The sequence below is a fragment of the Ruegeria sp. CDSA246 genome (genome assembly GCF_059611225.1).
Genome location: NZ_JBXWPD010000019.1, coordinates 23,680 through 40,237, shown reverse-complemented (window position 1 = coordinate 40,237; position 16,558 = coordinate 23,680). Strand labels below are relative to the sequence as shown.

16 protein-coding genes are annotated in these 16,558 nt (G+C 58.3%); 12 read left to right on the top strand and 4 right to left on the bottom strand.

The annotated features are described in order from the left end of the window. Nucleotides 1–59 precede the first annotated feature (59 nt). The 12 genes from AC2FI9_RS20165 (at nt 60) to AC2FI9_RS20110 (ending at nt 12,879) form a co-directional block, all read left to right on the top strand. Nucleotides 60–1,076, top strand: coding sequence for a DNA-directed RNA polymerase subunit alpha (locus AC2FI9_RS20165; RefSeq protein ID WP_113791474.1), 1,017 nt, complete (start codon nt 60–62; stop codon nt 1,074–1,076). Between the two features lie 119 nt (nt 1,077–1,195). After that, a complete protein-coding gene (gene rplQ, locus AC2FI9_RS20160) occupies nt 1,196–1,618 on the top strand; it encodes a 50S ribosomal protein L17 (protein WP_058272384.1) in 423 nt (140 codons plus the stop codon). 159 nt (nt 1,619–1,777) lie between these two features. Continuing rightward, nucleotides 1,778–2,833: a TauD/TfdA family dioxygenase gene (locus AC2FI9_RS20155; RefSeq protein ID WP_496770169.1), complete on the top strand. Its 1,056-nt coding sequence runs from the start codon at nt 1,778–1,780 to the stop codon at nt 2,831–2,833. A 79-nt stretch (nt 2,834–2,912) separates the two neighbouring features. Next, the gene (locus tag AC2FI9_RS20150) at nt 2,913–4,301 is read left to right on the top strand and encodes a trypsin-like peptidase domain-containing protein (protein WP_496770194.1); all 1,389 of its coding nucleotides are present in this window, start codon (nt 2,913–2,915) and stop codon (nt 4,299–4,301) included. 4 nt (nt 4,302–4,305) lie between these two features. Beyond that, entirely contained in the window at nt 4,306–5,619 is a 1,314-nt protein-coding gene (locus tag AC2FI9_RS20145; protein WP_496770166.1) for a replication-associated recombination protein A, read from the top strand. Nucleotides 5,620–5,725: 106 nt separating this feature from the next. Next, nucleotides 5,726–6,769 (top strand): RluA family pseudouridine synthase, encoded by a 1,044-nt coding sequence (locus tag AC2FI9_RS20140; protein WP_496770164.1) that lies wholly within the window; start codon nt 5,726–5,728, stop codon nt 6,767–6,769. After that, nucleotides 6,766–7,437: an HAD-IA family hydrolase gene (locus AC2FI9_RS20135; protein WP_496770160.1), complete on the top strand. Its 672-nt coding sequence runs from the start codon at nt 6,766–6,768 to the stop codon at nt 7,435–7,437. The genes AC2FI9_RS20140 and AC2FI9_RS20135 overlap by 4 nt, the downstream gene beginning before the upstream one ends. 4 nt (nt 7,438–7,441) lie before the next feature. Then, entirely contained in the window at nt 7,442–8,149 is a 708-nt protein-coding gene (locus tag AC2FI9_RS20130) for an ATP12 family chaperone protein (protein ID WP_496770158.1), read from the top strand. A 208-nt stretch (nt 8,150–8,357) separates the two neighbouring features. Continuing rightward, nucleotides 8,358–9,374: an amino acid ABC transporter substrate-binding protein gene (locus AC2FI9_RS20125; protein ID WP_496770155.1), complete on the top strand. Its 1,017-nt coding sequence runs from the start codon at nt 8,358–8,360 to the stop codon at nt 9,372–9,374. Between the two features lie 126 nt (nt 9,375–9,500). After that, nucleotides 9,501–10,769 carry an amino acid ABC transporter permease gene (locus AC2FI9_RS20120; RefSeq protein WP_282153885.1) on the top strand — a complete coding sequence of 423 codons (1,269 nt, stop codon included), beginning with the start codon at nt 9,501–9,503 and terminating at the stop codon, nt 10,767–10,769. A gap of 1 nt (nt 10,770) precedes the next feature. Further along, the gene (locus AC2FI9_RS20115) at nt 10,771–12,075 is read left to right on the top strand and encodes an amino acid ABC transporter permease (protein WP_282153886.1); all 1,305 of its coding nucleotides are present in this window, start codon (nt 10,771–10,773) and stop codon (nt 12,073–12,075) included. Nucleotides 12,076–12,087: 12 nt separating this feature from the next. Further along, complete coding sequence (locus tag AC2FI9_RS20110; protein WP_058272392.1) at nt 12,088–12,879, top strand: amino acid ABC transporter ATP-binding protein; 792 nt, start codon at nt 12,088–12,090, stop codon at nt 12,877–12,879. Between the two features lie 48 nt (nt 12,880–12,927). On the opposite strand, the gene AC2FI9_RS20105 is transcribed toward AC2FI9_RS20110, so the two are convergent. The 4 genes from AC2FI9_RS20105 to AC2FI9_RS20090 all read right to left on the bottom strand — a co-directional run bounded on the left by AC2FI9_RS20105 (nt 12,928) and on the right by AC2FI9_RS20090 (nt 16,499). Beyond that, nucleotides 12,928–13,425: a SixA phosphatase family protein gene (locus tag AC2FI9_RS20105; RefSeq protein ID WP_496725278.1), complete on the bottom strand. Its 498-nt coding sequence runs from the start codon at nt 13,423–13,425 to the stop codon at nt 12,928–12,930. Then, nucleotides 13,425–14,108, bottom strand: coding sequence for a ferredoxin (locus tag AC2FI9_RS20100; RefSeq protein WP_496770151.1), 684 nt, complete (start codon nt 14,106–14,108; stop codon nt 13,425–13,427). Before AC2FI9_RS20100 ends, AC2FI9_RS20105 begins: the two co-directional genes overlap by 1 nt. An 18-nt stretch (nt 14,109–14,126) precedes the next feature. After that, the gene (argB, locus tag AC2FI9_RS20095; RefSeq protein ID WP_496770148.1) at nt 14,127–14,990 is read right to left on the bottom strand and encodes an acetylglutamate kinase; all 864 of its coding nucleotides are present in this window, start codon (nt 14,988–14,990) and stop codon (nt 14,127–14,129) included. 105 nt (nt 14,991–15,095) lie between these two features. Continuing rightward, nucleotides 15,096–16,499, bottom strand: a complete 1,404-nt coding sequence (locus AC2FI9_RS20090; RefSeq protein ID WP_496770146.1) for a PepSY-associated TM helix domain-containing protein — start codon at nt 16,497–16,499, stop codon at nt 15,096–15,098. Between the last annotated feature and the right edge of the window lie 59 nt (nt 16,500–16,558).

Sequence of the window (16,558 nt, the reverse complement as noted above, 5' to 3'; positions counted from 1 at the left end):
GAACCTCGGGCGTCTGCACCTTGTTGGTCATGGGGCGCGGACAGGAATGGAGGGATTACATGATCCATAAGAATTGGGCTGAATTGATCAAGCCGACACAGCTGGAAGGCAAGCCGGGCAACGACCCTGCGCGTCAGGCAACCCTGGTTGCTGAACCGCTGGAGCGTGGCTTTGGTCTGACGCTGGGCAACGCGCTGCGTCGCGTCCTGATGAGCTCGCTTCAAGGTGCGGCCATCACTAGCGTCCAGATCGACAACGTATTGCACGAATTCTCGAGCGTCGCTGGCGTTCGTGAAGACGTCACTGACATCATCCTGAACCTCAAGCAGGTTGCCCTGCGGATGGAAGTCGAAGGCCCCAAGCGCCTGTCGATCAATGCCAAAGGTCCCGCCGTTGTTACCGCAGGTGACATCAGCGAAAGCGCCGGTATCGAGGTTCTGAACCGCGATCACGTCATCTGTCACTTGGACGATGGCGCCGACCTGTTCATGGAACTGACCGTCAACACCGGTAAGGGCTATGTTTCGGCTGAGAAGAACAAGCCGGAAGATGCGCCTATCGGTCTGATCCCGATTGACGCGATCTATTCGCCGGTCAAAAAGGTTGCCTACGACGTTCAGCCAACTCGTGAAGGTCAGGTTCTGGACTATGACAAACTGACCCTGAAGATCGAAACTGATGGTTCGATCACCCCGGAAGACGCGCTGGCCTTTGCCGCCCGTATTCTGCAGGATCAGCTGTCGATCTTCGTCAACTTCGACGAGCCCGAAGCGGCTGGTCGTCAGGACGAAGACGATGGTCTAGAGTTCAATCCGCTTCTGCTGAAGAAAGTAGACGAGCTGGAATTGTCGGTGCGTTCGGCAAACTGCCTGAAGAACGACAACATCGTTTACATCGGCGATCTGATCCAGAAGACCGAAGCCGAGATGCTGCGCACCCCGAACTTCGGCCGCAAGTCGCTGAACGAGATCAAGGAAGTGCTGTCCGGCATGGGTCTGCACCTCGGCATGGATGTCGAGGATTGGCCGCCCGACAACATCGAGGATCTGGCGAAGAAATTCGAAGACGCGTTCTAAGCGCGTCTTCCCCAATGCCCGGGCTTTCCGGGGACAATACGGGCACTTCCGCCCCAAGGAGAGCCGGTGACACGCATCGCCGGCCAGACAAAGCAAAACGCTGAAGAAGGAACTAGAAAATGCGTCACGCACGTGGTTACCGCCGCCTGAACCGTACTCATGAGCACCGCAAGGCTCTGTTTGCGAACATGGCTGGCTCGCTTATCGAACATGAGCAGATCAAAACAACTCTGCCCAAGGCAAAAGAACTGCGCCCGATCATCGAAAAGCTGGTCACTCTGGGCAAGCGCGGCGACCTGCACGCCCGCCGTCAGGCCGCATCGCAGCTGAAAGAAGACAAAGACGTCGCAAAGCTGTTCGAAATCCTGGGCCCCCGCTACGCCGAGCGTCAGGGCGGATACGTCCGTATCCTGAAAGCAGGCTTCCGCTATGGCGACATGGCACCGATGGCGATCATCGAATTCGTTGATCGTGATCTGGACGCCAAAGGCGCGGCTGACAAAGCCCGCGTTGCCGCCGAAGAGGCCGCAGACGAAGAATAAGAAAGCCCGGCTTTCTGAATTCAAACCCCCGCGTTTCGGACGCGGGGGTTTTTTCTTTTTGGCCCCTTGGCGTCGCGGGTAGAGCATTTTCGGCGATATCCGTTGATGAATCCCCGAACCTCACAGATCATGCTGCATGATGAGCGTGGAGGACGGATGATGGCAATCCCAACTAAATTACCGAACGAACTCACGGGACCGTCTGTCTGGACCGGTCAGGACATGCGTACGCGTCGGAGTGAATGGATCATTGATCTGACGGCGGACGACGTCGAGGATCTTGAGCGAGCTGCCCGTCACTACCTGAGCCTCGAAAGAGATATCGGTGAGATCACAAAACCCGCTTTTCCCCTAAAAAGGTTTGACCGGCATCTGGCAAGCCTGCGAGAGAAGCTGATCAACGGGATCGGTTTCGAAGTGATCCGTGGCCTTCCGGTGCAGAATTATACGCAACAGGTCGCGGCCACGATTTTCTGCGGCGTCGGTGCTCATCTAGGCTCGGCCCGGTCACAGAACGCGCAGGGACACATTTTGGGGCATGTGCGCGACATCGGGGCAGATGCGAACGATCCGAAAACTCGGATCTATCAAACGCATGAGCGCCAGACATTTCACACCGACAGCGCCGATATCGTCGGTCTGCTGTGCCTGCGCGAGGCTAAGGAGGGCGGAGATTCGCTGCTGGTCAGTGCCGAGACGATCTTTAATAGGATGCGGTCAGAATGCCCGGAAATGCTGGAACGGTTGTTTGACCCAATAGCGACCGACCGACGAGGGGAAGTGCCGGACGGCATGGAACCTTTTATGTCGATCCCGCCGTTCTCCTGGCACGATGGTAAGCTGACGGTGTTCTACCAAAGGCAGTATATCGACAGTGCGCAACGATTTCCTGAAGCGATGCGGCTGACACCGGATCACATTGAGGCGCTGGATCGGTTTGATGCGCTGGCGAATGATCCCGACCTCTGTCTTTCCATGCGGCTGCAACCGGGTGACATGCAGTTCGTGTACAACCATTCGCAACTGCACGACCGGACCGGGTTCGTGGACTGGCCTGACCCGGCAGAGCGACGCCATTTGCTGAGGCTTTGGCTGTCGCCGAAAGGAGACCGCGAATTGCCCGAAGTTTTCAGGCAACGTTATGGCACGATTGAGGTGGGCCAGCGTGGCGGGATCATCACGGAAGGCACGCGGCTGCACGCTCCGTTGGATTGACGCCTCCAACGCGCTGAACGGATGCTTGCATTACGGCCCATGTAGACGCATATCCGATAGGCGATTAACCGACGGATGGATCATGCGGAAAGTTCTCTGTTCTCTGATGCTGGCGACGCTTGCAGTGTCAGCAAATGCTGAAACAAAGGTGCCAACATCGCAGGCCGAAATCAGCCTTGGTTTCGCGCCGGTGGTGAAACAGGCCTCACCCGCAGTCGTCAATATCTATGCCAAGATCGTAAGGCAGGGCCGGGCCAATCCGTTTTTCTCGGACCCGTTTTTTGAGGAGTTCTTTGGCAGGGGATTTGCCGAACCGCGCCCAAGGGTTCAGAACTCGCTGGGCTCTGGCGTCATTCTGTCTGCGGACGGCTATGTGGTGTCGAACTACCACGTTGTTGGAACTGCCACCGAAATCCGCGTCGTGACAACCGATCGGCGTGAGTATTCGGCACAAGTGGTGTTGGGGGACAAGGAAAGCGACATTGCGATACTGCGGTTGGAAGAGGCCAAAGACCTGCCGCATCTGAACTTTCGCGATTCCGACCATGTCGAGGTGGGAGAACTGACACTGGCGATTGGCAACCCGTTTGGTGTCGGCCAAACCGTGTCTTCCGGGATCATCTCAGGTCTGGCGCGGACTGGGACGGCAACGGGTAATGCACGTGGGTACTTCATTCAGACCGACGCCGCGATCAATCCTGGCAATTCCGGCGGGGCGCTGATCGACGTGAATGGCGATCTGATCGGGATTAACACCTCGATCCTGACGCGATCAGGCGGCTCCAACGGTATCGGGTTTGCGATCCCGGCAAATCTGGTGGCCGAATTTTTGCGCCAGGCCAAGGCCGGGAACGACAGCTTTGTCAGTCCGTGGGCCGGGGTCGCTGGTCAGCACATGAGTGCGGATATCGCCGAATCTCTGGGGTTGGTATTCCCTATGGGTGTTGTGATCTCGGACCTGCACGCCCTGAGTCCACTGGGTGAGGCAGGGCTGCGCGTGGGGGATGTGGTGACCCATGTGGATGGGGATGAGGTGAATTCCCCAGCCGAGATGAAGTTCCGCATGTCCGTCGCCGGCGTCGGTGGCACTTCGGTGCTGACCCGGCTGCGGGGTCACGACAGTGCGGATATCGAGGTTGCCCTGATCAAGGTCCCGGAAACTCCACCGGCTGATGAAACCGTTCTGAACGATAGCACCGTGATGCCGGGCCTGAAGGTGTCGCGCATCAACCCTGCGATCATTACCCAGATGGGGCTTTTGCTGTCGCAAACTGGCGTGGTGATTGTGGACGCAGACCGGTACGGTGGACGATCCGGATTGCGCGCTGGTGACGTGGTCCTAAGTATCAACGGAACGGAAGTCCAACATCCTAAAGACGTGGTGGATGCGATGACCGATCCGGGGCGCAGATTGAATTTGGATGTTCTGCGGGGTGGACAGGCCGTATCTCTGCGGTTCCGGCTGTAACTCAATGAGCGATCTGTTCGATTCCGGGGCGACCGCGCCCGCGCCAAACCCGCACCGCCCTTTAGCGGACCGACTGCGCCCGCAGTCGTTGGCCGAGGTCATCGGACAGCAGCAGGTACTGGGCCCGGACGCCCCGCTGGGGGTCATGTTAGCCTCGGGTAGCCTGTCCAGTTTGGTTTTCTGGGGCCCGCCGGGCGTTGGTAAAACCACCATTGCACGTTTGCTGGCGCAGGAAACCGACCTGCATTTCGTTCAGATCAGCGCGATTTTCACCGGTGTGCCGGACCTGAAGAAAGTGTTTGAGGCGGCAAAGATCCGTCGGCAGAACGGGCAGGGCACGTTGCTGTTTGTCGACGAGATTCACCGCTTCAACAAAGCGCAACAGGACGGGTTCCTGCCGCATATGGAGGATGGGACTATCCTGCTGGTCGGGGCCACGACCGAGAACCCGTCCTTTGAACTGAACGCCGCTGTGCTTAGTCGAGCACAGGTTCTTGTCCTTGAGCGGCTTAGCCTTGCGGATCTGGAACGTCTGACCCAGCGCGCAGAGATGGAACTCGACCGCGCCCTGCCACTGACAGGCGCGGCTCGAGAAGGTTTGCAAGAGATGGCGGATGGTGACGGTCGCGCGCTGTTGAACCTGATCGAACAGGTGGCGGCTTGGGCAGTGGATCCACCTCTGGACCTCGACGCGCTGTCCACGCGGCTGATGCGCCGTGCGGCCAAATACGACAAGTCGGGGGACGAGCATTATAATCTGATCTCGGCCCTGCATAAGTCCGTACGCGGATCTGACCCGGATGCGGCGCTTTACTGGTTTGCGCGGATGCTGACAGGTGGAGAAGATCCACGATATCTTGCACGGCGGATCACGCGGATGGCGGTCGAAGACATCGGTCTCGCCGATCCGCAGGCGCAGTCGATCTGCTTGCACGCGTGGGAAACCTACGAACGCCTGGGCAGCCCCGAAGGTGAGCTGGCCATCGCGCAGGCGCTGGTCTATCTGGCTTTGGCTCCTAAATCGAACGGCGCTTATGTGGGCTACAAAGCCGCCATGAGGCTGGCTAAGCAATCGGGCAGCGAACCGCCACCAAAGCATATCCTGAACGCGCCGACGTCGATGATGAAAGATCAGGGCTATGGCGCCGGCTATGCCTATGATCATGATGCAGAGGATGGGTTTTCGGGTCAGAACTATTTTCCCGATGGAATGGAACGGCCCGAGCTGTATCAACCCGTGGAACGTGGTTTTGAGCGGGAACTAAAAAAGCGGCTGGACTACTTTGCCAAGCTTCGGTCGCAGCGGAACAGATCCTAGCGCTGGCTTGACTCTTGCCGTGCGGCACGCCACAGACGCGCATGTTTTCTAAGGCACCTGAGGGTACACAATCCGCGCGGAACCGCCGCGTGAAGGGGATATCGGTATGAGTGGCGTACAATTGATCACCGTGGCAGAGGGGGATGGCGACCAGCGGCTGGATCGGTGGCTGCGCCGCCTGTTCCCGCATGTCAGCCAGGGCCGCATCGAAAAGATGTGCCGCAAAGGTGAGGTGCGCGTGGAAGGCGGGCGGGTCAAAGCCTCGACTCGGCTTGAGGTCGGGCAGGTCGTACGCGTGCCACCCTTGCCGGATGCTGATCACAAGCCGGTTGCAGTCAAACGAGGCATCTCGGATGCCGATGCCAAGATGATCCAGTCTTGCGTGATCTATCGCGACGAACATGTTCTGGCCCTGAACAAGCCACAAGGTCTTCCAGTGCAGGGCGGCAGCGGCCAGACCCGCCACGTGGACGGTCTGTCCGAGGCTCTGCGCTTTGGCTATGACGAAAATCCGCGCCTCGTGCACCGCTTGGACAAGGACACATCGGGTGTATTGCTGATGGCCCGCACCCGCGAGGCCGCCAAGGGGCTGACAGCTGCCTTCCGGCATCGCGATACACGCAAGATCTATTGGGCGCTGGTTGCTGGCGTGCCGACCCCGTATCTGGGCGAGATCAAGACCGGACTGGTCAAGGCATCCGGTCACGGTAAACAGGGTGAGGGCGAGAAGATGATCGCCGTACATCTGAACGAAATCAACGACACGCCGGGCGCGAAACGGGCGCATACGCTGTATGCAACGCTGTATCGCGTGGCCGGGCGCGCCTCGTGGGTGGCGATGGAGCCGATCACCGGACGTACGCACCAGCTGAGGGTGCATATGGCGGCGATCGGTCACCCAATCGTTGGCGATGGCAAATACGGTGGCTCGGGGCAAGAAAACCTGGGCGATGGCTGGGGCGCGCAACTGGGCGGGGTCATCAGCAAGAAGCTGCACCTGCACGCGCGGCAGGCCTCATTCCAGCATCCGGTCACGCGCAAGACCATAACCGTCAAAGCTCCGCTGCCTGAGCATATGAAACACAGCTGGGACACGTTCGGCTGGACCGAAGATCTGGCCGCGGAAGATCCGTTCGAGGAACTGCAATGAGCGCACCCTTGCGTTTGGTGCTTTTTGATGTGGACGGAACCCTTGTCGACAGCCAGGGCAGCATTGTCGCGGCGATGACCGCCAGTTTTGGGGCCCTGTCCCTGACGGTCCCTGACCGCAAGGCGATTTTGTCCATCGTCGGTCTGTCCTTGCCCAATGCCATGGCTCGGCTTGCGCCCGAGCAGAGCGAAACGGTTCAACACAATCTGGTTGAGGGCTACAAACAGGCCTATCACGCAAATCGTTTGGAGCAGGGGGCCGCAAGCTCACCGCTCTATCCCGGTGCGCGGGACGCAATCGAAACCCTGCATGACATCCCCGAGGTGCTGCTGGGTGTGGCCACCGGAAAATCCCAACGCGGTCTGGATGCCTTGATCGAAGCACATGACCTGGAGCGCTATTTCGTTACCCGGCAGGTTGCGGACCATCACCCCTCGAAACCGCATCCGTCGATGATCGACATGGCCCGTTCTGAAACGGGCGTTGATGCGGCGGATACGGTGATGATTGGCGATACCCGGTTCGACATGGATATGGCACGGGCTGCCGGAGTAACAGGGATCGGCGTATCCTGGGGATATCATGACCGATCAGCCTTGAATGGCGCGGCCTGTATAATTGAAACTTTCGACCAGTTGCCCCGTGCGCTGGATGATATCTGGACTTGAAAACATGAGCGACTGGAAGCCCAAGCGATTTTGGACCGCAAGCGTGGTTGTCCAAGCGGAAGACGGATACACGGTCGAATTGGACGGTCGCCGGGTCAAGACACCGGCCAAGGCCGCATTGATCTTGCCGACGCAGGCGATGGCCGACGCGGTCGCGGCAGAATGGGACGCGCAGGAAAAAGAGGTCGATCCGACCCTGATGCCGTTTACCCGGTCTGCAAATGCGGCCATCGACAAAGTGCGTCATCAGCACGCCGAGGTTGCGGACATGCTGGCCGATTACGGCGATTCGGATTTGTTGTGTTACCGGGCGACACACCCGCAAACGTTGCAGCAGCGACAGGCAGATCAGTGGGACCCGGCCCTGGATTGGGCAGCTGAAACCCTGGCCGCGCGATTGGTTCCTGTGGTTGGTGTGCTGCATCAGCCACAGTCTGCAGAAGCGCTCAGCACACTTCGAGGCCGCGTACACGAATTCAACGACTTCCAGCTTGCCGCCTTTCACGATCTGGTCAGCCTGTCCGGCTCACTGGTGCTGGGATTTGCCGCCGCCATGGACTGGCGCGCGGCGGACGAAATCTGGGACATCTCAAGGCTCGACGAGGCCTGGCAAACCGAACAATGGGGCCACGATGACGAGGCGCACGCGGTTGCCGAGATCAAAAAAGCTGCGTTTCTACACGCTAAACGGTTCATCGAAATCTCTATCTGAGCCTATTGGGCATTAATTTTTGACACAGATCCGGTCATCGCTGAATTGACTCATCGTTTTCCCTGATCCGACCCTTGACGTTTGTTTATGAATGCGAGCAAACTCATGCCCACTAAAGGGGAGACACCTTTGGAGTAACCTTTCTGGTGCCAGAGGTGCCGGACAGAGCCGTCCCGGAATAGGGGCGGGTAAACAGGAAGAGGTAAAAATGAAAAAATCCGTAATTTTGGGCGTGGCCACAGTCGCCGGTCTGGCTGCTGCGGCAGCGACAGCGGGCACTGTTGACGACGTCAAAGCGCGCGGCAAGCTGAACTGTGGCGTGTCCTCCGGACTGGCCGGCTTTTCGCTGCCTGACGCGAATGGCGAATGGCAAGGTTTTGACGTCGCAGTCTGCCGTGCCGTCGCTGCGGCCGTTCTGGGCGATTCCAGCGCTGTCGAGTTTGTGCCGACCACTGGTAAGACGCGCTTTACTGCGCTGGCTTCGGGTGAGATCGACATGCTTGCACGTAACACCACATGGACCTTCAGCCGCGATGTCGACCTGAAGTTCGAATTTGTGGGCGTCAACTATTATGACGGTCAGGGCTTCATGGTTCCAAAAGCACTGGGCGTAAGCTCGGCCAAAGAACTGGACGGCGCGACCGTCTGCATCCAAACCGGCACCACCACCGAGCTGAACCTGGCCGATTTCTTCCGTGCCAACAACATCAGCTACGAGCCGGTTCCGATCGAAACCAACGCCGAAGCGCAACAGCAGTATCTGGCTGGCGCATGTGACGTTTACACCACCGACGCATCGGGCCTGGCTGCAACCCGCGCCACGTTTGAAAACCCCGGTGATCACGTCCTGCTGCCTGAAATCATCTCGAAAGAGCCGCTGGGCCCGCTGGTCCGTCATGGCGATCACGAGTGGGGCGACGTTGTCCGCTGGACTCTGAACGCACTGGTTTCGGCTGAAGAGCTGGGCGTGACCTCGGCAAACATCGACGAGCTGAGCGCTGGCACCGACAACCCGGAAGTAAACCGTCTGCTGGGTACCGAAGGTACTCTGGGCGAGATGCTGGGTCTGAACGCAGATTGGGCAGCAAACGCCATCAAAGCGGGTGGTAACTACGGCGAAGTGTTTGCCAAGAACATCGGTGAAGAAACTCCGATTGGTCTTGCGCGCGGCCTGAATGCCCAGTGGACCGATGGTGGTCTGCTGTATTCGCCGCCGTTCCGCTAAAATCCACGGGAAAGGGCGCGGGGCAACCTGCGCCCTTTTTCCATAAATAAGAAACACTCCCGGATGGATTGAGCGAAGATCAACTTCGCCGGCAAAAAACGGGATGCACGGGGAAATACATAGGTCATGACGACTCTCACTGACCCGCCGAAGGAGCAGTTCCGGCTGTCCATGCTCCTTTACGATACGCGGTACCGATCAGCGACCATTCAGGTCATTGCATTGATTGGTTTCATGCTTCTGGCAGCCTGGATCATCTCAAATACCATTCAAAACCTTGAAGGGTTGGGAAAACCGGTCGAATTCGGTTTTTTTGCAGAATCCGCAAGTTATGACATTAACCAGCGATTGCTGGAATACACCTCACAGGACAGCCATCTTCGCGCCGCCTTCATCGGTTTGCTGAACACGCTGGTTGTTGCGGTTCTCGGGTGTATCACGGCGACGATAGTCGGCGTTTTTGTCGGCGTGCTGCGTCTGTCGAACAACTGGTTGGTCGCGCGTATCATGACCTTCTATGTCGAGATTTTCCGTAACGTGCCTGTCCTGCTGTGGATCGTTCTGGCCATGGCCATTTTGATCGAAGGCTTGCCCGCACCTAATGCGTTCCGAGGTGATAACCCCACGGCAACGATGGATCTGTTCAACACCGTCGCCGTTACCAATCGGGGTGTGTATATCCCGGAGTTCCTGTTCTCGCGTAGTTTGGGCGATATCCACTTGTTCGGAACATCAAGCCTTCGGTTTGATATTTCGCTGGATCTTGTCGCGTTTCTGGTCGTTTTGGGTGGCAGCATCTTTACCATGCGCAAAGTGTCCGCCTGGGCCGCCGCCACACAGGAATCAACCGGCGATCGTCCTAAGATCTGGCATATCCAGCTGGGCATTCTGTTCGTCCCGATGATCATCCTGATGACTGCACTGGGCTTACACCTTGGATACCCGGAATTGAAAGGATTCAATTTCAAAGGCGGCACGCATATGCGCAACTCTCTGATCGCGCTATGGCTGGCTTTGTCGCTATATACGGCGGCCTTCATTGCCGAGATCGTACGCGCCGGCATTCTGGCTATTTCCAAGGGTCAGACCGAAGCTGCGTCTGCGCTGGGCTTGCGTCCGGGTCGTACCATGCGGCTGGTTATCCTGCCTCAGGCGCTGCGGGTGATCATCCCGCCGATGATCTCGAACTATCTGAACCTGACCAAGAACTCATCGCTGGCGATTGCGGTCGGATACATGGACATCACGGGGACTCTGGGTGGCATCACCATGAACCAGACCGGCCGCGAGCTGGAATGCGTTCTGCTGCTGATGCTGGTCTATCTGGCCATCTCGCTGAGTATTTCGGCGGTGATGAACTGGTACAACAACCGTGTCAAACTGGTGGAGCGGTAATATGAGTGATGTTTCATTTGTCCGCACGGAAATGTTGCCGGAACAAGCCCCGCCAGCGTCCGAAGTCGGAGCAATAGGGTGGATCAGGCACAATCTCTTCTCAGGCTGGTTTAACTCGATCCTGACGTTGGTTTCGCTTTACGCGATCTGGTACGTGTTGTCGGGCGTTCTGCCTTGGATCTTTCAGTCTGTCTGGAACGCCAACTCGCTGAACGAATGCCGCGAGATCATGATTGCCACCTGGGGTTCAACCCATGGCCATGCCTGCTGGGCGGTGATCAATGACCGCTGGTTGCAGTTGCTGTTCGGGTTCTACCCGAGCCACCTGTACTGGCGTCCGATTGTATCGCTGATCCTGCTGTTGGTCGCATTGGCGCCGGTCCTGTACTCGGATCGTGTGCCGTCCAAGATGCTGATCGTCACTGCGATCTATCCATTCTTGATGCCTTTCCTGATGTGGGGCGGCACCATTTGGGGACCGATCGCGGCAGCGTTGGGATTTGTTGTCGGCTGGGGTGCTTACACACTTGTCAGCAAACAACTGAGCGGTCTGTTTGGCATGATTGCGGGTGTCGCAGCGTCGGTTATCTGGTGGCTGGTTCTGTCCAGCTATTTCGTCGGTGCCCTGGACTCGATCCTGCCAATCGGTATCGAAGCCGTACAAAGCCGCCAGTTCGGTGGCTTCATGCTGGCGATCCTGCTGGGTGTCGTGGCCATTGGTGTCTCGTTGCCGATCGGAATTGTACTGGCGCTGGGCCGTCAGTCCGACCTGATGATCGTCAAGTACCTGTGCGTGGGCTTTATCGAGTTCATCCGCGGTGTGCCGCTGATCACGCTGTTGTTCGTGGCCTCGCTGCTGCTGAACCTGTTCCTGCCGCCGGGCACCAACTTTGACATCATCCTGCGGGTGATGATCATGATGACCCTGTTCTCAGCCGCCTATATGGCCGAGGTGATCCGGGGTGGTTTGGCTGCCCTGCCACGCGGTCAGTATGAAGGTGCCGACAGTCTCGGCCTGAACTACTGGCAAGCACAGCGACTGATCATCATGCCGCAAGCCCTGAAAATCTCAATTCCGGGCATCGTGAGCACATTCATCGGGATCTTCAAAGATACGACACTGGTGTCGATCATCGGATTGTTCGACGTGATCGGACTGGCATCTGCCATCCGCGCCGACACCGCCTGGAACGGCATCTACTGGGAACTGTTCGCGTTTATCGCTGCGCTGTTCTTCGTCGTCTGCTTCTCCATGTCCCGTTACTCCATGTATCTGGAGCGCAAGCTTCAGACTGGCCACCATTAAGGAGTTCAACATATGTCTGAACTTGCAATTGACCGTCAAATCGATCGCTCGAAGATGCAGGTGAGCGACGAGGTCGCCATCGAAATCAACAACATGAACAAGTGGTACGGATCTTTCCACGTGCTGCGCGACATCAATCTGACCGTCAATCAGGGCGAGCGGATCGTGATCGCGGGGCCTTCCGGTTCCGGAAAGTCCACACTGATCCGTTGCTTGAACGCGCTGGAGGAACACCAGCAGGGCACGATCATGGTGGATGGGACCGAGCTGTCGAATGACCTCAAGAACATCGACAAGATCCGGTCCGAGGTTGGCATGGTGTTCCAGCACTTCAACCTGTTCCCGCATCTGACCATTCTGGAGAACTGCACGCTGGCCCCGATCTGGGTGCGCAAGACGCCCAAGAAAGAGGCGGAAGAGCGCGCGATGCACTTCCTGGAGAAGGTGAAAATCCCCGAGCAGGCGGATAAGTATCCCGGTCAGCTTTCGGGTGGTCAGCAGCAACGTGTGGCGATTGCCCGCTCGCTCTGCATGATGCCGCGGATCATGTTGTTCGATGAACCGACATCGGCGCTGGACCCCGAGATGATCAAAGAGGTGCTCGACACCATGATCGAGCTGGCCGAGGAAGGCATGACCATGCTGTGCGTCACGCACGAGATGGGCTTTGCCCGTCAGGTTGCCAACCGAGTGATCTTTATGGATGCCGGTCAGATCGTGGAGCAGAACGAACCGGAAGAGTTCTTCAACAACCCGCAGAGCGAGCGGACCAAGCTGTTCCTCAGCCAGATTCTGGGTCACTGAACCCGGTTACCAATTCAGGAAAAGGCGGGGCTTTGGCCTCGCCTTTTTCTATTCCAGCAACTCGCGTGGAATAACAAACCCCTGCACATCGCCGCTGTGCCACCGGACGTCGGACCAATCCCCGATGTCAAAGCGGATCACAGTCGTTGCACAGGTCGGGTAGTCGTAGAAACGGGCGTGATCCGGCGGGTGCTTAACGATTTGGTTTGCAAAACCGGCAATGCCGGGATTGTGGCCCAGCATCAAAACGGTCTGTTTCGTCGCGTCCGATAATTCAAGCAGCATATCTGCGGGGTCCGCATGGTAAAGCGTTCGGTGAAAGCAAACGCTATCTGCCTTCAGGCCCATCCTTTCCCACGTCTCGCGGGTTCTGGCCGAGCTTGAGCTGAGAACTTCATCCGGCAACCAGTCGTTTTCACGCAGCCACGTCGCAATCGCCGGGGCCGACCTGCGCCCGCGCTTGTTCAGCGGGCGATCATGATCTTCAAGGGCCGGGCTGTCCCAACTGGATTTCGCGTGGCGTGTCAGGATCAGTGTGCGTGTCATTATGGGTGAAAGGCACTCATGTGATGCGCGGATTGTTCGGGATCACGCGCGGCACCCGAGCTGAGAGGACAGGATAGCCGCACAAGACAACCGCCGGTCATGCAGGTTTGCCCTTCAGGAGTGGACAGGTGTCCATGGCAGGTCGACACATCATAAAAGTCCCGACTGTTCAAAGCGCCCACGGGACATGTCTGGGCGCAGGGGGCGGCGCAGGTGGTGCAGGGGGACGCGTCAGGTGGTGCGGGTATGGGAAATTCGTTGGTGAAATGCAGCGCGCCCCGGAATGAGATCATCATGCCGACCTCATCGTGCACCAAAGCGCCCACCGGGCTGCTGAACGTGCGTCCCGATTTCAATGCCCAGTCGATAAAGGGCGTGTAGGGCGGGCCGCCAAACGGAAAATGGGCTGTGGCGGACAAGTCCTGTGCCATCTGCCCCACCACACGCAGCGACCAGCGGTCAACCGGGTCATTACCTTGCCATTCAGGCGAGGACTTCAGGGCGGGCCAGAAAGCCCCCCCTGCACCCAACAGGATCAGCGTGCCGCCTTCCAACTGCTTGGCGTCTGCAACGCGAGGGTGCAGCGCGCCCATGATGATCAGGCCAACGTCCTGTGCAGCCTTTTCGATATCAGCATAGCTAAGCGCTGCCGGGTCAGAGGAGGGGGGATGGCGTTCGGTCATGTCTCCTCCGCCAAAGGCTCAATCCGGTCGGATCAGCGACCCGGCGCCGTGTTCCGTATAAAGTTCAAGCAAGACGGCATTCGGCGCGCGTCCGTCAAGGATAACTACGGCACGGACCCCGCTGTGCAGCGCGTCCAGAGCCGTCTCGGTCTTGGGTATCATGCCGCCCGCAATGGTGCCGTCCAGCGTCATCTCTCGGATTTGACCCGCCTTCAGTTCGGTCACGACGTCCCCGGCGGCATTCTTAACACCCGAGACATCGGTCAACAGTAGCAGTCGATCGGCCTTTAGCGCGGATGCAATAGCACCAGCGGCAGTATCCCCATTGACGTTGAAGGTTTCCCCGTTCCGGCCCGCACCCAGCGGGGCGATGACAGGAATTACATCATGGGCAAACAGGTCATGCAGGATTTTCGGGTTCATCTCTGCCGGGCTTCCGACAAAACCCAGGGATTCATCAGTCTGATCACAAGTCATCAACTGCGCATCCTTGCCCGACAGGCCCACGGCCGAGCCGCCCTGGCCATTGATCGCCTGCACGATGCGCTTGTTCACGAGGCCGGACAGCACCATCTCAACCACTTCAACGGTTGCTTTGTCGGTGACACGCTTGCCGTTCACGAAATCGGACTGGATATCCAGCTTATCCAGCATCGCGTTGATCATTGGACCGCCGCCGTGCACGACAACCGGGTTCACCCCGACCTGACGCATCAGGACGACATCGCGTGCGAAGCTTTCCATGGCTTCGTCACTGCCCATGGCGTGGCCGCCAAGTTTAATGACGACAATAGCGCCGTCGTAGCGTTGCAGGTATGGCAGTGCGCTGTTCAGCGTTGCGGCGGTGGCGATCCAGTCCCGGTTCATGTCTCTTGTCTTCATGGCTGCAGTCCCTCTGGGAACCCGTGTTAGGGCCTTTGCGCAGTTCTGCCAAGACCGGATCGCGCATAGGGCCGCGCCGGTTGCCCGGATGCGGCTGTCTGTGTGTCAGCTTATCGCGCGTTTCATCGCCGGGATGTTGCTGATCAGCAGCAAATCGACGGCCAGTACAGCCAGCAAGGTCAGGCCCACTAGAGGGAAGGCCATCGCGGTGAACAAGCCGATCAAGACAGCCCCTTTCCACAATGGCAGCTCGGCAGGCATTGGCGGTGCAGCCAGACGCCCGGCTCGTTGAGGCCGGCGTTTAACCCACATCACAACGCCTGAGACGCAGACAAAGATGACGGACAGGCAGAACACCAGGTTCAGGACAAAGTTCCACATGCCCATCAAGCCCATGTGAAACGGGATCCCAATGGCCATGGATTTTCCCATCACCGAGTAATCCCGATACCGGACATCCGCTAGAATCTTGCCGGTAAATTGATCCACGTGGACAGTGCGGTCATTCACCGGATCGGTCGAGTCGCTGCTCATGCTGTCGCGGTTCAGGGTCCAGACACCATCCTCACCGCTGGGATAAGCCACACGGAACCGGCTTGTTATGTCCAAAGCGGTGCCAAGGGCCACAAGCGCGTCGATATCGACCGGCGTGCCTTGTGGGACACCGTCGATCCCGGCCTCGGACCCAGAGGCGGGCATGGGCGTTTGCTCCAACGCCCATGGGACGTCATTCTGGTGGCCGTGGTTCATGCTGGCGTGGACGTCATCTGACAGGGGCACATTGTCCCATTTCTCGGCCGGAAAGCTGCTCCAGGGTTGGACGATCATGCCGCCCCAGACGCCGGCCCAGGAGAGGCCCGAGATCAGGAAGACCACCAACAGCCCGGACATCCAGAACCCAATCACAGCGTGCAGCGACCGCCACAATGCGCGGCCGCGGGCGCGCAGATTGGGCACAAAAGCGGCCAAGGTGTTTCCACGCGGCCACCACATGTAAATACCGGTAAAGACCAAAAGCAGGCTCAGCCCCGCTGCGATTTCAATAATGCGGTCTCCGGTTGTGCCAATCAGAAGGGTCGAGTGGATGTTGTCGGCCAGATCATACCATCCGGCGCGGCGATCCCAGACCTGCAGAACCTCTCCGGCATAAGGATCGACGGCGACAAGACGCTGACCTTCTTCGGTTTTGATGCGAAACACAGTGGCCAGATTATCGGCTTTGGGGCCGATCCATTCGACGACCGTGCCGGGCACCTCATCAAGCGCGATAAGGGCCTGTTGTGAGGCCGGTAGCGCTTGCCCGTGGACGTCCACAGCGATTTTTTCGCCGTCGCGACCGTCCAACTGGGTGATGAACATCATCATTAGTCCGGTTATTGCCAGAATGATCAGGAACGGGATGACGAAGATCCCGGCATAAAAGTGCCACCGCCAGGCGGCGAAATAGAATTTTTGCGCAGCAGCGTTCTGCGCCGGGGTGTCCCCCAGGTTTTGGCTGTCCAGTGCCATTTTTGTTCTCCGGATTCGACTACTGCCCCGCGCAGCGCGCGCACGGGTTCAAAAGTGTT